The sequence below is a fragment of the Streptomyces sp. BK022 genome, assembly GCF_004217355.1.
In the GTDB taxonomy this organism is placed as follows: Bacteria; Actinomycetota; Actinomycetes; order Streptomycetales; family Streptomycetaceae; genus Streptomyces; species Streptomyces griseoluteus.
In genome coordinates this window covers 1-19,556 of sequence record NZ_SHKU01000003.1, presented here as the reverse complement: position 1 = coordinate 19,556, position 19,556 = coordinate 1, and the positions used below count along the sequence as shown (strand labels likewise).

The 19,556-nt window shown below is 71.7% G+C and carries 17 protein-coding genes and 1 pseudogene; 8 read left to right on the top strand and 10 right to left on the bottom strand.

Annotated features, from left to right (window positions below):
* Positions 1 to 2 precede the first annotated feature (2 nt).
* Both EV284_RS11650 and EV284_RS11645 read left to right on the top strand, forming a co-directional pair.
* Positions 3 to 641, top strand: a complete 639-nt coding sequence (locus EV284_RS11650) for a GNAT family N-acetyltransferase (protein WP_130333072.1) — start codon at positions 3 to 5, stop codon at positions 639 to 641.
* Complete coding sequence (locus EV284_RS11645; protein ID WP_130333070.1) at positions 638 to 1,828, top strand: crosslink repair DNA glycosylase YcaQ family protein; 1,191 nt, start codon at positions 638 to 640, stop codon at positions 1,826 to 1,828. Before EV284_RS11650 ends, EV284_RS11645 begins: the two co-directional genes overlap by 4 nt.
* A gap of 14 nt (positions 1,829 to 1,842) precedes the next feature.
* Here the strand turns inward: EV284_RS11645 and EV284_RS11640 are convergent, their stop codons facing one another.
* The 8 genes from EV284_RS11640 to EV284_RS11605 form a co-directional block, all read right to left on the bottom strand.
* Positions 1,843 to 2,589 (bottom strand): response regulator transcription factor, encoded by a 747-nt coding sequence (locus EV284_RS11640; protein WP_130333068.1) that lies wholly within the window; start codon positions 2,587 to 2,589, stop codon positions 1,843 to 1,845.
* Positions 2,590 to 2,793: 204 nt separating this feature from the next.
* Positions 2,794 to 3,486: a ribosome-associated translation inhibitor RaiA gene (raiA, locus tag EV284_RS11635; protein ID WP_130333066.1), complete on the bottom strand. Its 693-nt coding sequence runs from the start codon at positions 3,484 to 3,486 to the stop codon at positions 2,794 to 2,796.
* Between the two features lie 325 nt (positions 3,487 to 3,811).
* Positions 3,812 to 4,663, bottom strand: a complete 852-nt coding sequence (locus tag EV284_RS11630) for a ComF family protein (protein ID WP_130333064.1) — start codon at positions 4,661 to 4,663, stop codon at positions 3,812 to 3,814.
* Positions 4,664 to 4,794: 131 nt separating this feature from the next.
* Positions 4,795 to 6,672: an LpqB family beta-propeller domain-containing protein gene (locus tag EV284_RS11625; protein WP_130333062.1), complete on the bottom strand. Its 1,878-nt coding sequence runs from the start codon at positions 6,670 to 6,672 to the stop codon at positions 4,795 to 4,797.
* A complete protein-coding gene (gene mtrB, locus EV284_RS11620; protein WP_130333060.1) occupies positions 6,662 to 8,740 on the bottom strand; it encodes an MtrAB system histidine kinase MtrB in 2,079 nt (692 codons plus the stop codon). Before mtrB ends, EV284_RS11625 begins: the two co-directional genes overlap by 11 nt.
* 1 nt (position 8,741) lies before the next feature.
* Positions 8,742 to 9,431 carry a two-component system response regulator MtrA gene (gene mtrA, locus EV284_RS11615; RefSeq protein ID WP_190045392.1) on the bottom strand — a complete coding sequence of 230 codons (690 nt, stop codon included), beginning with the start codon at positions 9,429 to 9,431 and terminating at the stop codon, positions 8,742 to 8,744.
* Between the two features lie 234 nt (positions 9,432 to 9,665).
* Positions 9,666 to 10,031: a hypothetical protein gene (locus tag EV284_RS11610; RefSeq protein ID WP_130333058.1), complete on the bottom strand. Its 366-nt coding sequence runs from the start codon at positions 10,029 to 10,031 to the stop codon at positions 9,666 to 9,668.
* Positions 10,032 to 10,525: 494 nt separating this feature from the next.
* Positions 10,526 to 10,924: a hypothetical protein gene (locus EV284_RS11605; protein ID WP_130333056.1), complete on the bottom strand. Its 399-nt coding sequence runs from the start codon at positions 10,922 to 10,924 to the stop codon at positions 10,526 to 10,528.
* Between the two features lie 726 nt (positions 10,925 to 11,650).
* Here EV284_RS11605 and EV284_RS11595 point away from each other — a divergent pair.
* Positions 11,651 to 12,184, top strand: a complete 534-nt coding sequence (locus tag EV284_RS11595; RefSeq protein WP_242625654.1) for a nuclease-related domain-containing protein — start codon at positions 11,651 to 11,653, stop codon at positions 12,182 to 12,184.
* On the opposite strand, the pseudogene EV284_RS11590 reads toward EV284_RS11595, so the two are convergent.
* Together EV284_RS11590 and mtnA are read right to left on the bottom strand one after the other, a co-directional pair.
* A pseudogene (locus EV284_RS11590) lies at positions 12,185 to 12,490 on the bottom strand (UTRA domain-containing protein); the annotation flags it as partial.
* 75 nt (positions 12,491 to 12,565) lie between these two features.
* Positions 12,566 to 13,708: an S-methyl-5-thioribose-1-phosphate isomerase gene (gene mtnA / locus EV284_RS11585; RefSeq protein WP_130333052.1), complete on the bottom strand. Its 1,143-nt coding sequence runs from the start codon at positions 13,706 to 13,708 to the stop codon at positions 12,566 to 12,568.
* A gap of 140 nt (positions 13,709 to 13,848) precedes the next feature.
* On the opposite strand from mtnA, the gene EV284_RS11580 reads away from it, so the two are divergent.
* The 5 genes from EV284_RS11580 to EV284_RS11560 are packed head-to-tail and all read left to right on the top strand — an operon-like array spanning position 13,849 to position 19,423.
* On the top strand, positions 13,849 to 15,216 hold the full coding sequence (locus EV284_RS11580; protein WP_130333050.1) for a hypothetical protein: 1,368 nt from the start codon (positions 13,849 to 13,851) through the stop codon (positions 15,214 to 15,216).
* A gap of 43 nt (positions 15,217 to 15,259) precedes the next feature.
* A complete protein-coding gene (locus tag EV284_RS11575; RefSeq protein WP_242625693.1) occupies positions 15,260 to 15,952 on the top strand; it encodes a DUF4129 domain-containing protein in 693 nt (230 codons plus the stop codon).
* Positions 15,949 to 17,124, top strand: coding sequence for a DUF4350 domain-containing protein (locus tag EV284_RS11570; RefSeq protein ID WP_130333046.1), 1,176 nt, complete (start codon positions 15,949 to 15,951; stop codon positions 17,122 to 17,124). The genes EV284_RS11575 and EV284_RS11570 overlap by 4 nt, the downstream gene beginning before the upstream one ends.
* Positions 17,124 to 18,113, top strand: coding sequence for a MoxR family ATPase (locus EV284_RS11565; protein ID WP_130334634.1), 990 nt, complete (start codon positions 17,124 to 17,126; stop codon positions 18,111 to 18,113). Before EV284_RS11570 ends, EV284_RS11565 begins: the two co-directional genes overlap by 1 nt.
* Positions 18,113 to 19,423 (top strand): DUF58 domain-containing protein, encoded by a 1,311-nt coding sequence (locus tag EV284_RS11560; RefSeq protein WP_130333044.1) that lies wholly within the window; start codon positions 18,113 to 18,115, stop codon positions 19,421 to 19,423. The genes EV284_RS11565 and EV284_RS11560 overlap by 1 nt, the downstream gene beginning before the upstream one ends.
* Positions 19,424 to 19,556: the final 133 nt, after the last annotated feature.

Genomic DNA, 19,556 nt, shown 5'->3' with positions numbered 1-19,556 from the left:
GGATGGACCCCGTCGTACTGACCACCGAACGCCTGCTGCTGCGCGCCGTCCGCCCGAACGACACCGAGGCCGTGTTCGCTGCGGCCCAGGACCCGGCGATCCAGCGCTGGATCTCCTCCTTCCCCTCGCCCTACCTGCGAGAACACGCCGAGGCGTTCGTCGGCGGCACCGCGCCGGAGAGCTGGGCGGACGACTCGATGTACACCTTCGGCGCCTTCCTGCCCGCCGGGGACCTGGCCGGCATGCTCAGCGTCGTGATGCGCGGCCCCGGCCACGGCGAACTGGGCTACTGGGCGGCGCGCGAACACCGCGGCCGGGGGTACGTCACCGAGGCCGCGTCCGCCGTCGCCCGCTGGGCCTTCACCGCGCTCTCGGTGGACCGGCTGGAGTGGCGCGCCGAGGTCGGCAACAGCCCTTCCCGCGCGGTGGCCGAACGGCTCGGTTTCACCGTCGAGGGCGTCCTGCGGGCCGGCGTGGGCAGCCGGGGCATCCGGCGGGACTCGTGGGTGGGCTCGCTGCTCCCCTCGGACCTCGGGCTGCGCTCCTCGGTGCCCTATCTGCCCGCCCCCGCCCGGCCGTCGGAGGCGAAAGCGCAGGTCGGACGGGACTGTCAGTGGCACCCTCTAAGGTCCCCGTCATGACGACCCCGCCGCGCCCCGCTGTCACCCTCACCGCGGACGACGCCCGCCGGCTCGCCCTGCGGGCCCAGGGCTTCCTCGGTGCCCCCGACCGCCGCTCCGGCGCGCGCGGGGTGCTCCGGGCGCTGGGCGCGGTCCAGCTCGACACCATCTCGGTGCTGGCCCGCTCCCACGAGCTGATCCCGTACGCGCGTCTGGGTGCGATCGGCCGCCCGTCCGTGGAGTCCGCCTACTGGCACACCCCGGCCTCCGGCGCGCCCCACGCCTTCGAGTACTGGTCGCACGCCGCGTGCATCCTCCCCGTCGAGGAGTGGCCGCACTTCGCCTTCCGCCGCCGCGCCTACCGCGACCGCCCGCACTGGAACCACCAGTTGCCCGAGGGTGTCTACGACCAGGTCATCAAGCAGCTCCGCACCGAAGGCCCGCTCACCGCGACCGAGCTGGGTGGTGCGAAGCGCACCAGCGACTGGTGGGACTGGTCCGGCACCAAGGTCGCCGTGGAGCGCGCGCTGATGTACGGCGAGGTGGTCTGCGTGGAGCGCCGCGGCTGGAAGCGGGTGTACGACCTCGCCGAGCGCGCGATCCCGAAGGAACTGCTCCACGACGACCTGGACGACGCCGAGTGCCTGCGCCGCCTGGTCCGGCTGGCCGGCGAGGCGCTGGGCGTGGGCACCCGCGCCGACCTCGCGGACTACCACCGCCTCAGGGGCGACCAGGTCGACGCGGTGATCGCCGAGTCCGGGCTGGTGCCGGTCGAGGTCGAGGGCTGGGGCAAGCCCGCCTGGGCCGACCCGGCCGCGCTGGCGACGCCCCCGCGCGGCCGTCACCGCACCACCCTGCTCTCCCCGTTCGACTCCCTGGTCTGGGAACGGGCGCGCACGGAACGGATCTTCGGCTTCACCCACCGCCTGGAGGCGTACGTCCCCAAGCCGAAGCGGGTGTACGGCTACTTCGCGATGCCGGTGCTCTCCGGCGGGCGGCTGATCGGCCGGGTGGACCCGGCGCGCGAGGGCCGCACGCTGGTGGCGCGGCAGGTCACGCTGGACGGCCCGAAGGCGGTACCGGGCGTGGCGCAGGCCCTGGTGGAGGCCGCGTCCTGGGTGGGCTGCACGGACGTACGGGTGGAGCGGGTCGACGCCCCCGAGCTCCGCGCGCCGCTCACGCTGGAGCTGGCCCGCGCGCTGTCCTGAGAGGCGCACCCCGCCTAGCGGATCTCCAGGATCTTCTCGCGCATCGCGTAGACGACCGCCTCCATCCGGGAGTGCAGCTGCAGCTTCTCCAGGATGTTGCGGACGTGGTTCTTCACGGTGTTCTCCGAGATGAACAACTCCTTGGCGATGTCCCGGTTGTTCATCCCGGTGGCGACGAGCTTGAGCACCTCCAGCTCCCGGTCGGTCAGCCGGGGCGCGGGTACCAGCCGCCGCTCGTCGGTGCGCTGGATCATCGACTTGAACTCGGTGAGCAGCTTGGACGCCATGGAGGGGCTGATCTGCGACTGCCCGTCCGCGACCGCGCGGATGGCGGTGGCCACCTCGTCGGTGGAGATCTCCTTGAGCAGGTAACCGGTCGCGCCCGCCTTGATGGCGTCGTAGAGGTCGGCCTCCTCGTCGCTGATCGTCAGCATGATGATCTTGGCGCTGGGGGCGACCTCCTTGATGGAGGTGCACGCCTCGATCCCGCCCCGCCTGGGCATCCGCACATCCATCAGCACGATGTCGGGCAGCAGGTCGGCCGCCTTGTCCACGGCCTCGGCGCCGTCCCCGGCCTCGCCGACGACCTGGATGTCCTCCTCGGCCGCGAGCACGATCTCCAGACCGCGGCGGAACAGCGCGTGATCGTCGACCACCAGCACCCGGATCGGCTCCTCGCGATCGAGGTCCGGGTCCGGCTCCATGCCGATGACGCCGTCGTCGGCGCCCGCGTCGCGCATCGGTCCGAAGGTGTCCGCCATCGTTCCTCCCCCTGAAGGCTGTGGCCCGTGATTCCGTGCCATCGCCAACCCAAGGCAGCGGCCCACCGGTTGGGCCGGTGCGGTCATGATTTCATGCTCCGGCGCCCCAGCGGTGACGCACAGGGGGGCGAACTGGTCGCACACCGGTGCCCCTGGGGGCGCACACGCGTCCCAGGGGCACCGTCTCCGCTTTCGCCGGGCAGGTCAGCCGCCCAGCGTGTCACCCGCCGCGGGCGGCTGCGCCTCCGCCACCATCGGGTCCGTGTTGAGGTGGATGACGCCGTAGTCGTAGGCGTGCCGCCGGTAGACGACGCTCGGCTCCTTGGTCTCGGAGTCGACGAACAAGTAGAAGTCGTGGCCGACCAGTTCCATCTCGTAGAGGGCCTGGTCAAGGCTCATCGGGGAAGCGACGTGGGTCTTCTCGCGGACGATCAGCGGGCCGTCGCCCTTGACCTCCAGCGACCCGATCTTCTTGGTGGGCACCCCGTCGGACTCGGCGGTCGGGACGGGCTCACCGTCGGGGTAGAGCGTCGCCACGCCGGGGACGACGTCGGGTACTTCGGCGGCCGGGGTGCGGCGTGCGCCCCGGCGCACGACTCGCTTGTCGTGCTGCTTGCGCAGCCGTGCGTCCAGCTTCTCCGCGGCCATGTCGAGGGCCGCGTACGGGTCGCTGGCCGATGCCTCCGCCCGGATCACCGGACCGCGGGAGTGGAGCGTGATCTCCACCCGGTCACAGCGGTCGGCCTGACGGGGGTTGGGCTCCTTGGACACCTCGACGTCGAGGCTGATCACCTTGCCGTCGAGCCTCTGGATCTTCTCCAGCTTCAGCTTCTCGGCCACGTGCTTGCGGAACCGCTCAGGTACTTCGGTCTTGCGGCCCTTGACGACGATGTCCACGCAGAACTCCGTTCCCGGATCGCTCACGCCCTAGGCGGAGCGTCTCCCTTTCGCACCAGGTCCCGGTGAGCCCCGGAACCTCGGACTCGGTGACTTCCACCTCCTCCTCCCCCATGGGCGAGATCTCCATCCCCGTCGCGCGCGAGTTTGCGCAAAACCCACGGCGCGGCAATCGGATATGCGAGGTGTGGCCTGGGCCTTTCCTCACAACCGAACATATCTCGCCCGGACGGATGTCGTCACCCTCTACTGAGGCGTACCTCCGATCAGGTGAATTACTCCCCTCGCTACCTGCAACGACGCACGTTCTTGGTCGGTTCCCCGCTTATTCGAAAGAATCACGAGGCGCGGCGATCACCGCTGCCCGGAGGGCGCTTTGGATGATGTTCACCGGCCTCTTTTCAGGTGCCCCATGCACCGACTTTCCTCTCTGCGATCGCGGCCAGGTCCGTCGTTCCTCCCTACCTTCCCGAGTTGCGCCGCGATACACAGGCATGTCCCGCTCCCACCGGGTTCCGGCCGTCGCGCGAAGTGCGCGTGCCGCCTCGGCCAGGCTCGCGCCGGTGGTGATCAGGTCGTCGACGAGCACGACCTGTCCGCCGGCGAGCAGGTGGGCGCCGCCCGCGCGCACCTCCAGCGCTCCCGCGAGGTTCTCCCGCCGTCGCCGGGCGTCCAGCCCGGCCTGGTCGACCACCGGCCGGCGCTGCCGCAGCACGGCGGCGACCCGCGCCGGGACACCGGCCCGCCGCAGCCGTCCGGCCGCCACCAGCGCCATCCGGCGCACCGGATCGTGTCCCCGCCGTCGCACGGCCCAGCGGGCGGACGGCACGGGCACGAGGAGCACCGGTCCCGCGCGGGAAGGCGCCGCGGCTCGGCCTGGTTCCGCCCCCAGCCCGGCGCGCACGGCTCCCGCCAGGGCCGCGCCCAGCGTCCCCGTGAGCGCGAGCCCGCCCCGTTCCTTGTGCGCGAGGAGGAGTGCCCGTACCTCCCGTGCGTAGGGAGCGGCGGCGTGCACCACCGGCAGCCCGGGCGGCTCGGGCACCGGCCGCACCCGGCGCGGCACCGCGCGCTCCAGCAGCGCCCGGCACCGTGCGCACAACACAGCCGGTGGTGACCCGCAGCCGCCGCACTCGGTCGGCAGCGCAAGGTCGCTGAGGTCCCGCAGCCATCCCCGCATGCCCACCACTGTGCCGAGGCCCGGCCGACCCGGCCACCCCTGTGGAAAACACCCCTGTGGACAACCCCGGCCAGGCCCGGCGCTCTTCACCCGCACGAGTGAGGGGCGCCGGCAACCCGGTCAGCGCGCAGCTATCCCGGATAGACCGGCGCCGTCCCGTCCTTGTCCACCTTCTGCCACTGCGCCCCGGACGGCAGCCGGACGATCCCGTCCTCCGAGTAGGCCACCAGCGGCACCCGGTCGTCCTCGGCGGCGGCGATCGCCCTCACCCGCGACAGCGCGGCCGGCGCCGGACCCTCCAGCGCGGAGCCGTCCACCTGCACGTAGCGCATCTGGTGCACCCCGCCCTGCTCGCGGCCCACCACGACCAGACTGCTGTCACCGGCCCAGGACAGCGCGGTGACCTGCTCCATGTCGGGCGCGGCCGGACGCGGGTCGACGACCGCCGGCGGCTCGGCCGGGGTGTCCCCGGTCCCGCCGCGCGCGTCGCTTCCGGCGCTAGCGCTGTCGCCGCCCTCGATCCGGCCGATGAGGAGGGACTGCTTGTCACCCTTGGCCGCCACGACCAGCGCGATCCGCGCCCCGTCCGCGGCGACCCGTACGTCCCGGATCGGGCCGGGCAGCTCCGGCAGCGTCACCGCGACCGGCTTGCCGGTGCCCTGGGGGACGATGTAGAGCTGCGGCCGGGCCGGATTCAGGTCGGCCACCCACAGGTCGCCCCGCGCGTCCCAGCCGGGCCTGCTCAGCCGGGTGTCCACGCCGGGCCCCTGGCTGGTCAATACCGGCGGGTCCAGCGGGGCGGCGGCGCCCAGCGGGGTCACGTACAGGGACCTGCCGTCCGCGCTGACCCCGGCCGCCGTGCGCTCGTCCCGCGAGACGGCGACCGCCCCGAGCTGCTTGGTGCCCTCGCCGAACGCGCCCGGCACCGGGGTCCCACCGGTGCCCGCGCCGGAGGCGGGCAGCCGGGTCAGCCGGTGCTTGCCGTCCAGGTAGTAGAGGTAGTCCGGGCTCTGCGCGGAGGCGTGCCAGGCGACGGAGTCCGCGCGGCTCTCCGTCAGGTCGCACAGCTGGTCCCCGCCCGGCCCGCGCAGGTCGACCGACTCCAGGTTCGGCGCCAGGTCCCGCAGCGTGAAGAGCAGTTGGGTCGCCATCTCCGTGCAGCGGGCCGGACCGACGCGGGCCGCCTTGGCGTTCAGCGGCACGGTCAGGTTGTTCTCGTCGTCCGGGGTCAGCCCGGTGGTGCCGTCCTTCAGCGCCGCACCGGTCGGGAAACTGGACCGGACCACCGGTCCCAGCCAGGTGGTGGGCCCGCGCAGCAGGGAGCGCACCAACTGGGTCATCGGGTCGACCTTGCTGCGCATGAACACCGGGTCGGCCACCGCCACGGGGTCCCCGGTCGTCCCGGCCCTGGTGTGGTTGGCGAAGTAGTACTTGTCGACGGACGTGTAGTTGCGCTGGAAGTCCGACTTGCCCATCACCACGCCGTCGGGCAGCGCGTCGATGCGCCACTGCCCGCTCTTGGGGTCCTGGATCAGATGCACCCGGGCGCGGTAGTCGCCGTGCGCCGGGGCGTACGCCTGCTGGTCGTCCACCGTGGCCACCCGGTCACCCGCCAGGGCGTAGATGCGCCCGGTGCTGGGCTCCCGGCCGGCCGGCGGGGTCTCGGCCATGATGCCGGGTCCGTCCGCGAGCACGGTGGCCGACCGCTCCGGCCGCCAGGCGCGCGCCGCCGGCGCGGTGAGGTACTTGCGCGCCGTGTCGTAGCGCGGATCGTCGCTGGTCAGCGCCTCCAGGAAGCCCTGCATGATCTCACTGGGGGAAGCGCCCTCGGCGGGCGGCACGGCGAAGACCCGTACCCCCGTGTCCTGGCGCGGCGTGGACTCCACGTTGCGCAGATCCCCGCTGTCGGGCATCGAGGCGCAGCCGCCCAGCAGTACGGCCCCGCAGACCGCGTATGTCACCGCGCGCCCCGGCGTACGCCGGGCGCCCCCCTCGCGGTCAGCGACCACGGAACGCCTCCCCTGCCTCGGTCGAGTCCTGCCCGTCCGGTTCCCGGCCGCCCCCCGCACGCGGTTCGGGCACCTGCGTTCCGGTCCTGTCGTCGGGCCGCCGTCCGCCGTTCGCGGGCCGGGGCACGACACGGTTGCCGTTGCCGCTGCCGGGCAGCGCCGCCGGGTCGGCCACCGGTGTGGCGGCGCCCTGGCGCGGGGGCAGGGCGGAGGCGTTGCCGCCGTTCTCCCGCACCGGGACCGTCGCCAGCTTCTCCGCTCCCCCGCGCGGAGTACCGCCGTCGTCCAGGCCCCGGTTGCGGCGCGAGTCCTTGGGCTCCAGCGGTATCGGTGAGCCCCGCAGCGGCTCGTCCGCGGTACGCGGCAGGGTCAGCCGGAACTGCGAACCGCCGCCCGGCTCACCCCATGCCTGGAGCCAGCCGCCGTGCAGCCGGGCATCCTCCAGCGCGATCGACAGCCCGAGCCCGGTGCCGCCGGTGGTCCGCGCGCGGGCCGGGTCGGCCCGCCAAAAACGGCTGAAGACGCGAGTGGCCTCGCCGGGCTTGAGCCCCACGCCGTAGTCCCGCACCGCGACGGCGACGGCGCCGCCGGCGCTGGCCAGCTTGACCACCACGTCCTCGCCGTCACCGTGCTCGACGGCGTTCACCACGAGGTTGCGCAGCACCCGCTCCACCCGCCGGGCGTCCACCTCCGCGACGACGGGCTGCAGATCGCCCACCACCCGGATACGGCTGCCCTTGCGCTCGGCGAGCGGCTCGGCACCCCCGACGACCCGCCGGACGACCTCCCTGAGGTCGATCGGCTCGGCCTCCAGCGCGGCCGCGCCCGCGTCGAACCGGCTGATCTCCAGCAGGTCCGCGAGCAGCGACTCGAACCGGTCGAGCTGGTCCGCGAGAAGCTCGGCGGACCGCGCGGTCATCGGGTCGAAGTCCTCGCGGGCCTCGTGGATGACGTCGGCCGCCATGCGGACGGTGGTCAGCGGAGTGCGCAGCTCGTGCGAGACGTCGGAGACGAACCGCCGCTGCATCCGCGAGAGGTCCTCGAGCTGCTGGATCTTGAGCTGGAGGTTCTGCGCCATCCTGTTGAAGGCTTCGCCGAGGCGCGCGATGTCGTCCTCGCCGGTCACCTTCATCCGCTCCTGCAGCCGCCCGGCGGACAGCCGCTCGGCGATCCCGGCCGCCATCCGCACCGGCGTGACGACCTGCCGCACCACCAGCCAGGCGATCGCCCCGAGGAGGACGACCACGAACAGGCCGGCGGTCGCCAGCGTGACCTTGACCAGGCTGAGCGAGTTCTCCTCCTGGGTGAGCGGGAAGAGGTAGTACAGCTCGTACGGGTGCCCGTTGGGGTCGTTGACCTGCTTGCCGATGACCAGCGCGGGCTGGGACTCCTTGCGGTTGCTGTAGACGATCCGGGTGTAGCTCTGGGCGGCGGCGGTGCTGGAGCTGCTGTTGACCCGGTCGCGCAGGCTCGCGGGCACGCTCTCGGCCGGGCTGACGTACCCGGAACCACGCGGGCTGCGGCCACCCCCGCTGTCGTCGCCGACGGGCAGCGTGACCACGTCGAAGGCGCCCGAACCGCCGCTGGACAGCGACTCCACGAGGTCGCTCATCCACTGGATGACGTTCTGGGACTGCGGGCCGTCGGCGCCGTTGCCGCCCGTGCTGCCGTGGGTGGCGGCCGCGGTCTCGTCCGCGCTCTGCCGGGCCACGGCGAAACCACCGGTGGCCTGGCTCTGCGAGGCCTTGACCTTCGCCTCCAGCAGGCCGTTGCGCACCTGGCCGATGACGACGAAGCCGAGCAGCAGCACGACCCCGAGCGACATCAGCAGGGTGGTGGCGACGACCCGGAGCTGGATGTTGCGCCGCCACAGCCGCATGCCGGGCAGCAGCGGGCGGCGCACCCAGCGGATGAGCAGCCGGACGACCGGACTGCCCTGGACACCGCCGCTCAGCAGGGCGGCGGTGAAGAGGCGGCCCCGGCGCGGATTCCCCGCACCGCGGCCGGACGCGCGTCCCGGACCGGCGCCGGGCCGGCCGGGAGCCGAAGCGGCGCTGTCCCGGGACATGTCAGCTGGGTCCGGCCTTGTAGCCGACGCCTCGGACGGTCACCACGATCTCGGGCCGCTCCGGGTCCTTCTCGACCTTGGAACGCAGCCGCTGCACATGCACGTTGACCAGGCGGGTGTCGGCGGCGTGCCGGTAACCCCAGACCTGCTCCAGCAGCACCTCACGGGTGAACACCTGCCACGGCTTGCGCGCGAGCGCGACGAGCAGGTCGAACTCCAGCGGGGTCAGCGCGATCGACTGCCCGTTCCGCTTCACGGAGTGTCCGGCCACGTCGATCACCAGGTCACCGATGGTGAGCTGCTCCGGCGCCGGCTCCTCCGACCTCCGCAGCCGCGCCCGTATGCGGGCCACCAGCTCCTTCGGCTTGAACGGCTTCACGATGTAGTCGTCCGCGCCCGACTCCAGGCCCACGACGACATCGACGGTGTCGCTCTTGGCGGTGAGCATCACGATCGGCACCCCGGACTCCGCCCGGATCAGGCGGCACACCTCGATGCCGTCCCTGCCGGGCAGCATCAGGTCCAGCAGCACCAGATCGGGCTTGGACTCCCGGAAAGCGGCCAGCGCCTTGTCCCCGTCGGCTACGAAAGACGGCTCAAAACCTTCACCACGCAGCACGATGCCGAGCATCTCGGCCAGTGCGGTGTCGTCGTCGACGACAAGGACTCGTCCCTTCATAAACGACATCATCCCATTCTCATAACGACGACAGAGCCGCAGGTGAGGCACGTCACTGGCCTGTGACGATAGTCGTACCGAGCGGTCACTGTCTGCCCCTGTCCGTGGACGTTGATGTCAGGGATGGATGTCAGCTCGCCGTACGCGCGTCCGCCCTAGAGCGGCGAGGGCGGTCCGCACCCCTCGGCGCGCTCTTGCTGCTCGACGTCAAACTGGGTGCCGACCACACGGGCCGCCTACTTGGCGCTAGGGCACACGATCCAAGTGACCCCGTGCGCTGGCGGTGAAGCGTCCCATCTGACGGCCCGCCTCTTCCTCGGCGCTGTGCAGCGCGCGTTCTTGATCAGTGCTGTCTGCGCCCTCCGCCAAGGCCAGTGCCAGCTGGTGGATGCTGGCCCACCACTCGGTTATCGCGGCTTGGGCCTCCTGGGCTCGATCGCCTAGTTCAAGGGGTCCCTCAAGCTTGACGGCGACCATGGTGGCCATCAGCTCGCCGCGGTGCTCTCTCACAACGCTCGCGAATCCGTCTAGGTCAGTGTCGGTGTACTGCCCAGATCTAATCGCCGTTGTTGTTTCGATCAGGAATCGACTGGCCTTCATGTACTGGGTCATGAAGGCCCCATATGCCTCTCGTTGGACCTGTCTACGCCACTGACCGTTGGCGCCTGAGAGCTGCTGGCGAGTTACCCAGCGGCCCTGCCAGAACGCGAGGGATGCCGCGATGGAAGTACCCAGCACACCGACAGCGCTACCAAGCACAGCTGCTAGCCCTTGATCCATTGAGCCATTGTGGGACGGGATGGAGGGCCACGCGGTCGACTTCACGGCTTTGGGCTGGAGCGTCAATGAGTGAGTCAAAGCGATGGGCGCCGCCCCACGGTGAGGACGGCGCCCGTATGAAGGCTTTGAGGGCTGACCTCATCCTTATCAGGTCGATCACGGAGAGTCGACAACGCTGGCGGACCGCTCGGTGTCTTTGGTTGAGCGTCCGTTGCCGTACGACGCCGGTCGGCACTGTCCGCGCCTGTTGGTGTCAGCCGATGATGTCAGCCCACCGACACCCCTTGACAGATCGGCTGCCCACTGGCGGGACGTGCCATGTTGGCCTACGTGTGGGCCTGCCACGACCGGTCTGCCTCAACTCGGGCCACTTCGGCTTCGTACTGGCTCGCCTCGAAGTGAAACTCCGGCAGCGGGGGAGCAGGGGCAAAGGGAACCTTCCAGTCGGACCACTGCACGATCTCCCTGCACCGCTGTACGACCACGGACAGGAAGCCACAGCAGCCGCCGGTGCAGTCGGGTTCCCCAAGCTCCAGGCGGCGCGGCTCGCTGGTAGCCCGCAGAGGGCTGGGCTGATCGACGGGTAGTAGCTCAGCCGCGTACGGCCCGCGACCGCCCTCTTTGACTGCCTCTTCGACCACGTCCTCGCCGTTGACCCAGAACCGCAGTTGAGGACGCCACCTCGGTCCCCGCGGCAACACCTTGATCTCCAAGTGATCGAACATCAGGCCACTTTAGGAGTCATGCGGACGCTGACGCACAGCCTTATCCACGCGGCTGAGGAGTGCACGTTCATGTGTACTCACCTGGGTACTTCGCAGATCACGCAGACGTCTATCTCAGCCCACCACTCTCCCCAGCTCCCGTCCCGTCCGCCGTCGACCCACACACCGTGGAGCGGGCGTGGTTCATGGCGTCCAGGTGGAGCGCGCCACTGTACGAACGACCTGGACGCCATGGGCCGCGTCTGCTCGGCTTTGCCTGGGTCGATGGTGGACGGGATGGGAGCTCCCCGCGCACGCCACTACGGGCCCGCAGTCGGGAACGGCGCCCCCTCCATCCCGGTGCCGGCCGATCCCCCGCCGGAGGCATCGCCTTGACCGCAGGCCGCTGTATGCGTTGATCGGCTCATGGCTACCGGGCCCTATCCACATGTGGGCGCGCGTCGGCGGCGGCAGCGCCGAGCGAGCCGAAGGCAGGAGCGCGGGCGCAGCCAGAGCCGGGAAGCGCGCCCGGCGGAGCGGAGCGCAGCCGGGGCTTGATGAGGTAGAGAAACCTGTAACAACTCGTGGCTGGTCCCGGTCTGGGCAGGGATGCCGCCTCCGTGGTCGCCTGATGGTCAGGGCAGGTGCACGTAAGGGGGCAGGGTGCAGTCGTTGCCGGATGACTTGGCACGGAACCGACCGGGCGATGCGGTGCGCCGCAAAATCCGGGAGCTACAGCCGAACCCAGTGCTGAGACTGATCGACCGAGGGCGGCCCGGCACGGACATCTACTCCTGGGCCTCAGGGCTCAAGGGTGAGCAACGCACCGCCAGACGGCTCCGAAGGCTACGTGGTCACGGCTGGCTCACCCTGCACGCGGTTCAGTGGGTCACCGGTACGGACATCGACCACCTGGCCATCGGTCCCGCCGGCGTCTTCGCCATCAACTCGAAACGGCATCCGGGCATAACCATCTGGTACGGAGACCGAGCCGTCACCGTGAACGGCGCCTCCACCAAGCACATCGCTGCCAGTCAGTCCGAGGCGCGCAAGGTCTCCCGCGCCCTGTCCACACCCTGTGGATTCCAGGTGTCCGTACGCCCCGTGATCTCCGTCGTGGACGCGGCGAAGCTGACCGTCAAGAGCGCCAACCCGCCGGTCCTCGTCCTGGAGGTCGAGCATCTGAACCGGGTGCTGTCCGGGCTGACGCCGATGCTTTCAACTGATCAGGTGGCCCACATCTACGCGGTGGCAAGGCGGGGGCGCACCTGGTCCGGTTGATCACGCGTCAAAGTCGTACTCCAAGATGTATGAAGCGGCGTCGAGCGTCATCTCGTTGATCTCGACAGGGCGCCCCTCGTCCGCGAACGCGGTACGGCAGATCAGCATGGCCGGCGTGGCCGAGGACATGCTCAGCCGGGACATCTCGTCCTTCGACGGCATGCGGGAGCGGACCTCCTCACGGACGTGCACCGGCTTATACCCGAGTTCGGCAAGCCAGGGCAAGACCATCCCATTCTCATAACGACGACAGAGCCGCAGGTGAGGCAGGTCACTGGCCTGTGACGATAGTCGTACCGAGCGGTCACTGTCTGCCCCCGGTGCCCAGGGGGCGGCTGCCGGGGCCGATCGGGCGGGCGGCTCCGGCAGCCGGTGCGGTTCTCAGGCGGCCGGCGTGGCCCGGGCCCGCGCGCTCAGCGCCGCCAGCGCCTGTGGGGTCACCGGAGAGACGGTGCCCTCCTCGGTGACGATGGCCGTCACCAGTTCCGGCGGTGTCACGTCGAACGCCGGGTTGTACGCCTGCGTACCCAGCGGCGCCAACGGCACCCCACCCCCTCCGCCCACCGCGGACGCCTGGGGCGTGAGGATCTCGGTCACCTCGAAGCCAGGCCGCTGCTCGACCTCTATGGACGCCCCGTCCGGGCTGTCCGGGTCGATGGTGGTCACCGGCGCCACCACGATGAACGGCACGTGGTGGTAGCGCGCCATCACCGCCAGCGGATAGCTGCCGACCTTGTTCGCCACCGAGCCGTCGGCCGCGATCCGGTCCGCGCCGATCAGCACCGCGTCCACCTCACCGGCCGCGAAGAGCGAACCGGCCGCGCTGTCCGTGAGCAGCGTGTACGCCATCCCGCTGCGCGCCGCCTCCCACGCCGTCAGGCGCGACCCCTGCAGCAGGGGGCGCGTCTCGTCCACCCAGAGCCGCCGCAGCCGCCCCACCCGGTGTGCGGCCAGCGCCACCGCGAACGCCGTGCCCTCCCCGCCCGACACCAGCGCACCGGTGTTGCAGTGGGTCAGCACCCGGTGGCCGCCGCCCGGCATCAGCTCGTCCAGCAGTGCCAGACCGTGCGCGGCCATCCGCGCGCTCGCCTCCGCGTCCTCCCGGTGCAGCGCCTGGGCCGCGGCGAGCGCCGCCGTCGCCGCGGCGGTGGGATCGCCGGTCGTGGTCAGCGCGTCCCGGTAGGCGGCCAGGGCCCGGTGCACCCCGACGGACAGGTTCACCGCCGTGGGCCGGGCGCTCTCCAGCGCCTCGGCGGCCTCGTCCACGTCGAAGCCGCGCGCGGCGGCCAGCGCGACGCCGTACGCACCCGCGATGCCCAGCACCGGCGCACCGCGCACCGCGAGCGAACGGATCGCCTCCACCAGCGTGGACGCGTCCGTGCACACCAGCTCGACCTCCTCGGACGGAAGCCTCGTCTGGTCGAGAAGGATCAGTACGGGCCCTTCAGGTGGTTCCTCCCAACGGATGACCGGTATCTCGCTCGGCCGCTTGTGCTCACCGGGTCGCGCCTGCTGATCAGCCATGCGGTGAGTCTGCCCCGTATCCGGCGGAGAATTGATGGACTAGGGGGCCCACCGCACCAGGTCACACCGTGACCAGGCCATGGCACGATGGCTGCCAACCTGCCGCCGCGACCGCGGACGGGCACCGTGAAGGAGCTTCGATGAGTGACACGCCGGGCTGGGCTTCGCCCGGACCCGACCCGTCGTCCGAGGAACGGCAGACCGGCGCGCCCGGCGCCGCCGAGCCCACGCCCACCGACAAGCCCGCGTCGGCCGCACAGCCGGGCGAGGCTTCGCAGAGCCCGGACGCGGAGGTCTCGGACGCGAAGGGGCCGGAAGCTCCAAAGGCCAAGGCCTCGGAGTCCAAGTGGGCCGAGGGTCAGCCGCCGCCCGGACAGTGGTCGGCGCCCACCGGCGCACCCGCCCCCGGCCAGGCGCCCCCGCCGCCACCACCGGGCGCCGGCTGGGGTGGACAGCCGCCCGCCGGTTGGGGCGGAGCCCCGGCCTGGGGCAATGGCTGGGGCGGTCCGCCGCCCGCCGCGAAGCCCGGTGTGATTCCGCTGCGCCCGCTCGGCATCGGCGAGATACTCGACGGCGCCATCTCCACCATGCGCGCCTACTGGCGCACCGTCCTCGGTATCTCGCTGACGGTGGCGGTCCTCACCGAGCTCTGCGCGCTCCTGCTCCAGGGCGTCCTCCTGAAGGACACGACCAGCACGCTCAGCGACCCGGACGTCACCCCGGCCGAGGCGCTGCGCTCCCTCGGCTCGATCACGGCCGGTGCGCTGCTCGTCGGGGTGGTCTCCGTGGTCGGCACCATCGTGGCCACCGCGCTGCTGACGACGGTGACCAGCCGAGCGGTCCTCGGCAAGCCGATCAGTGTCAACGAGGCGTGGCGCGAGTCCCGCGGTCAGCTCCTCAAGCTGCTCGGCCTCCTCGTGCTGCTGGCCCTCATCACCGGCGGCATCCTGGTCGCCGGCGCGCTGCCAGGCCTCGTCGTGGGGCTCGTCGCGGGCTTCGACGCCCCTGCCGTCATCCTGCTCGTCCTGGGCATCCTGGCGGCCGTGGTCGTCGTGATCTGGCTGACCGTCCGCTTCTCCCTCGCCTCGCCCGCGCTGATGCTGGAACGACAGGGCGTGTGGAAGTCGCTGAGCCGCTCGGCCAAGCTCGTCCAGGGCTCCTGGTGGCGCGTCCTCGGCGTGCAGTTCCTCGCCGGGCTCATCGCCAACATGGTCTCCTGGATCGCGGTGATCCCCTTCACCGCCATCGCGTTCGCCGTCAGCGGCGAGAAGATGACCAACCTGATGGGCACCGGCGCCCAGCCGGCCGACTGGTCGTTCCTGCTCATCACCGGCATCGGCTCGGTCATCGGCGCCACGCTCACCATGCCGGTCAAGGCGGGGGTCACCGTGCTCCTCTACATCGACCAGCGCATCCGCCGCGAGGCCCTCGACCTCGAACTGGCCCGCGCCGCCGGCGTCCAGGGCTACACCCCCGGCGCCACGCCCGGCCCGGTGCCGGGGAGCTGATGCGGTGAGCATGACGGGGGGAGTTCTCACGGCGGCGTCGGCCATGTCCGGCGCCGCCCGCTTCACCACCTTCGCGTCGCGCGGCTCCGGCGACGAACCGCCCGTGACCATCCCGCGCGACCCCGCCCGCGAGGCGGCCCGCCGCGAGCTGGCCAAGCGGATGTACCACGAGAACGATCCCAGCCTGTTCCAGCGCGCCCTGAACGCGTTCTGGGAGTGGCTCGGCAGGCTCCTCGCCAAGGCCGCCTCGGCGACACCGGGCGGCTCGCTCGGCCTCCTCGTCGTGGTCCTGTGCGTCATCGCCGTCCTGGCCGCCCTGTGGTGGCGGCTGGGTACCCCGCGCCGCGGCCCCGTCACGGCGGCCCCACTGTTCGACGAACGCCCGCGCACCGCCGCCGAACACCGCGCCGCCGCCGACGCCCACGCCGCCCAGGGCCACTGGAACCAGGCGGTACAGGAACGCATGCGGGCCATCGTCCGCGCCTTGGAGGAACGCGCCCTGCTCGACGTCCGCCCCGGCCGCACCGCCGACGAAGCCGCCGCCGAGGCCGGCCGCGCCCTCCCCGCCCACGCCGACGCACTCCAGGCCGCCGCCCGCCACTTCGACGACGTCACATACGGTGGCCGCGCCGCCGACCAGGAGACGTACCGGCGCGTCGCCCGGCTCGACAGCGACCTCCCACGCGCCCGCCCCACCCTGGCGACCGGCGCCGCCCCCGACGGGAAGACCGGATGACCACCTCGTCCGCCCTCACCGCCCGTCAGATCTGGACCCGCAACCGGGGGATCGCCCTCGCGATCGTCCTGCTGCTGGTCGGTGCCGCCGTCATCGCCGTCATCCGCTCCCAGACCAAACACGGAAACCTCGACCCCCGCTCGGCCGACCCCCGGGGCAGCCGGGCCGTCGCCGAACTCCTCGCCGACCGAGGGGTCACCACCCGCCTGGTCACCACCCTCGACGCGGCACGCGAGGCCGTCGGCCCGGACACCACCCTCCTCGTGGCCGTACCCGACTTGCTGACCCACCGCCAACAGACCGAGCTGGCCCGTGCCACGGCACCCTCCGGCGGCCGCACCGTGCTCGTCGCCCCCGGCGACTGGTCCGTCGGCCGCCTCGCCCCCGGTGTCACCGCGAGCCCCGTCACCACCCTCGAGACCACGCTCGACCCCGGCTGTGCCCTCCCCGAGGCCCGCCGGGCGGGGAGCGCCGAGACCGGTGGCATCCGCTACCGCACCACGGCCGACGACGCCGACGCCTGCTACCCGAGCGAGCGACGCGCGACCCTCCTGCGCCTCCCGGCGGCCTCGGGGACCGGCGACACCGTCCTCCTGGGCGCGCCCGACATCCTGCTCAACGACCGTCTCGACCAGCAGGGCAACGCCTCGCTCGCCCTGCAACTCCTCGGTTCCCGCCCTCATCTGGTCTGGTACCTCCCCTCACCCGCCGATTCCTCCGCCGACGACGCCGGCCGCAGAAGCCTCTTCGACCTGCTCCCCCCGGGCTGGCTCTGGGGCACCCTGCAACTGTTCGTCGCAGCGCTTCTCGCCGCCCTCTGGCGCGGCCGCCGCTTCGGCCCGCTCGTCCCCGAGAGGCTGCCCGTCGTCATCCGCGCCTCCGAGACGACCGAGGGCCGCGCCCGTCTCTACCGCAAGGCAGACGCCCGCGACCGCGCCTCCGCCGTCCTGCGCTCCACGGCCCGCACCCGCCTGGCCCCGCTCGTCGGTGTCCCCGCCACCCAGGCCCACACTCCGGAAGCCCTGCTCCCCGCTCTGTCCACGCGTCTCCCCGACAGCGGCGAACAGGCCCTGCGCTCCCTCCTCTTCGGAGAGCCGCCCCGCGACGACGCGGCCCTCATCGCACTCACCGACCGACTCGACGCCCTCGAAAGAGAGGTACGCCGTTCATGATGGCCCCGACCACTGACAGCGCCGGGAGCACCGAGGACGCGGCCGCCGCCCGTGCCTCACTGGAGACCCTGCGCACCGAGATCGCCAAAGCCGTGGTCGGCCAGGACCCCGCCGTCACCGGACTCGTCGTCGCCCTGCTGTGCCGCGGCCACGTCCTCCTCGAAGGCGTCCCCGGTGTCGCGAAGACCCTCCTAGTCCGCGCCCTGGCCTCGGCACTCGAACTCGACACCAAACGCGTCCAGTTCACGCCCGACCTGATGCCGAGCGATGTCACCGGCTCTCTCGTCTACGACACCCGGACCGCGGAGTTCTCCTTCCAGCCCGGCCCCGTCTTCACCAACCTCCTCCTCGCGGACGAAATCAACCGCACCCCGCCCAAGACCCAGTCCTCCCTCCTCGAAGCCATGGAGGAGCGACAGGTCACCGTCGACGGCGTTCCGCGCCCCCTCCCCGAGCCGTTCCTGGTCGCGGCCACCCAGAACCCGGTCGAGTACGAGGGCACCTACCCCCTCCCCGAAGCCCAACTGGACCGCTTCCTGCTCAAACTGACGATCCCGCTGCCCTCTCGCGAGGACGAGATCGATGTCCTCACCCGCCACGCGTCGGGCTTCGACCCCCGCGACCTGCGCGCAGCGGGCGTACGCCCCGTCGCCGGCCCCGCCGACCTCGAAGCCGCCCGGGCGGCCGTGGCCGAGACGACCGTCTCCGCCGAGATCACGGCCTACGTCGTGGACATCTGCCGCGCCACCCGTCAGTCCCCGTCGCTCACCCTGGGTGTCTCCCCCCGAGGTGCCACCGCACTGCTCGCGGCCGCCCGCGCCTGGGCCTGGCTGACGGGCCGTGACTACGTCACCCCCGATGACGTGAAGGCCCTGGCCCTGCCCGCACTACGGCACCGGGTCCAACTCCGCCCGGAGGCGGAGATGGAGGGCGTGACCGCCGACTCGGTCATCAACGCGGTACTGGCCCAGGTCCCGGTACCCCGCTGATGCCGCTCACCGGACGCGCCGCCCTCGTCGCGGCTCTCGGCTCCCTCCCCGTCGGCCTGCTGGAGCCCGGCTGGACGGGCATCCTCGCGGTCAACGGCTCCCTGGCCCTGGCCTGCGCCTGTGACTTCGCGCTGGCGGCGCCCGTACGACGCCTCGTCCTCACTCGCTCCGGCGACACCTCCACTCGTCTCGGCGAAACCGCCGACATCACCTTGACCGTCACCAACCCGACCCGCCGCCCACTGCACGGACGGCTGCGGGACGCATGGCCACCCAGCAGTTGGGAACCGGGCACCGAGGTCGAAGGCTCCCGGCACCCCCTGGACATCCCGGCCGGCGAACAACGCCGTGTGACAAGCCGGTTGAGGCCCACCCGCCGAGGCGACCGCCAAGCCGACCGCGTCACGATCCGCTCCGACGGCCCGCTCGGGCTGTTCTCCCGTCAGGGCACCCACCGAGTGCCCTGGTCACTACGGGTTTTGCCCCTTTTCACCAGCCGAAAGCATCTCCCGTCGAAACTCGCTCGATTGCGTGAACTAGACGGTAGGACAAGCATTCTGACACGCGGTGAGGGCACCGAGTTCGACAGCCTGCGCGAGTACGTTCCCGGCGATGACACCCGCTCCATCGACTGGCGAGCCACCGCCCGCCACTCCACCGTCGCCGTACGCACCTGGCGCCCGGAGCGCGACCGGCGCATCCTCCTGGTCCTCGACACCGGCCGCACCTCGGCCGGCCGCGTGGATGATGTGCCGCGTCTGGACGCCGCCATGGACGCGACCCTCCTCCTGGCTGCCCTCGCCTCCCGCGCCGGCGACCGCGTGGACCTGCTCGCCTACGACCGCCAGGTGCGCGCTCTGGTCCAGGGCAAGTCAGCCGGCCAGCTCCTGCCGTCCCTCGTCACAGCGATGGCCACACTGGAGCCGGAGCTGGTCGAGACGGACGCCCGCGGTCTCACAGCGGCCGTGCTGCGTACGGCACCGCGCCGTTCGCTGATCGTCCTGCTGACGTCGCTCGACGCCGCTCCCGTGGAGGAGGGCCTGCTGCCGGTGCTTCCTCAGCTCACCCAGCGCCACACGGTCCTCGTGGCGTCTGTGGCCGACCCTCATATCGCGCGCATGGCACAGGAGAGGGGAAGTATCGACGCGGTGTACCAGGCCGCAGCCGCCGCACAGGCTCAGCAGGAACGGCAACGCACTGCCGAGCAGCTTCGTCGCCATGGGGTGACGGTGGTGGACGCGACGCCGGAGGAATTGGCTCCCGCGCTGGCTGACGCGTATTTGGCACTCAAGGCGGCCGGCCGCCTCTGAGGCGTATTCACGCTCTCCCGCTACGGAGGGAAAAGGGTCCGGAACGCAGAAAACCCCCGCACCAAAAGGTGCGGGGGTCTCCCTCAAAATTAGTTCGGCGGCGTCCTACTCTCCCACAGGGTCCCCCCTGCAG

Bases quoted from the DNA above. Each gene is read 5' to 3' on its own strand.
- EV284_RS11610 (WP_130333058.1), bottom strand. From the start codon at position 10,031: ATGACCCAGTACATGAAGGCCAGTCGATTCCTGATCGAAACAACAACG.
- mtrA (WP_190045392.1), bottom strand. From the start codon at position 9,431: ATGATGTCGTTTATGAAGGGACGAGTCCTTGTCGTCGACGACGACACC.
- EV284_RS11645 (WP_130333070.1), top strand. From the start codon at position 638: ATGACGACCCCGCCGCGCCCCGCTGTCACCCTCACCGCGGACGACGCC.
- EV284_RS11575 (WP_242625693.1), top strand. From the start codon at position 15,260: ATGTCCGGCGCCGCCCGCTTCACCACCTTCGCGTCGCGCGGCTCCGGC.
- EV284_RS11565 (WP_130334634.1), top strand. From the start codon at position 17,124: ATGGCCCCGACCACTGACAGCGCCGGGAGCACCGAGGACGCGGCCGCC.
- EV284_RS11650 (WP_130333072.1), top strand. From the start codon at position 3: ATGGACCCCGTCGTACTGACCACCGAACGCCTGCTGCTGCGCGCCGTC.
- mtrB (WP_130333060.1), bottom strand. From the start codon at position 8,740: ATGTCCCGGGACAGCGCCGCTTCGGCTCCCGGCCGGCCCGGCGCCGGT.
- EV284_RS11640 (WP_130333068.1), bottom strand. From the start codon at position 2,589: ATGGCGGACACCTTCGGACCGATGCGCGACGCGGGCGCCGACGACGGC.
- EV284_RS11560 (WP_130333044.1), top strand. From the start codon at position 18,113: ATGCCGCTCACCGGACGCGCCGCCCTCGTCGCGGCTCTCGGCTCCCTC.
- mtnA (WP_130333052.1), bottom strand. From the start codon at position 13,708: ATGGCTGATCAGCAGGCGCGACCCGGTGAGCACAAGCGGCCGAGCGAG.
- EV284_RS11630 (WP_130333064.1), bottom strand. From the start codon at position 4,663: ATGCGGGGATGGCTGCGGGACCTCAGCGACCTTGCGCTGCCGACCGAG.
- EV284_RS11570 (WP_130333046.1), top strand. From the start codon at position 15,949: ATGACCACCTCGTCCGCCCTCACCGCCCGTCAGATCTGGACCCGCAAC.
- EV284_RS11580 (WP_130333050.1), top strand. From the start codon at position 13,849: ATGAGTGACACGCCGGGCTGGGCTTCGCCCGGACCCGACCCGTCGTCC.
- EV284_RS11605 (WP_130333056.1), bottom strand. From the start codon at position 10,924: ATGTTCGATCACTTGGAGATCAAGGTGTTGCCGCGGGGACCGAGGTGG.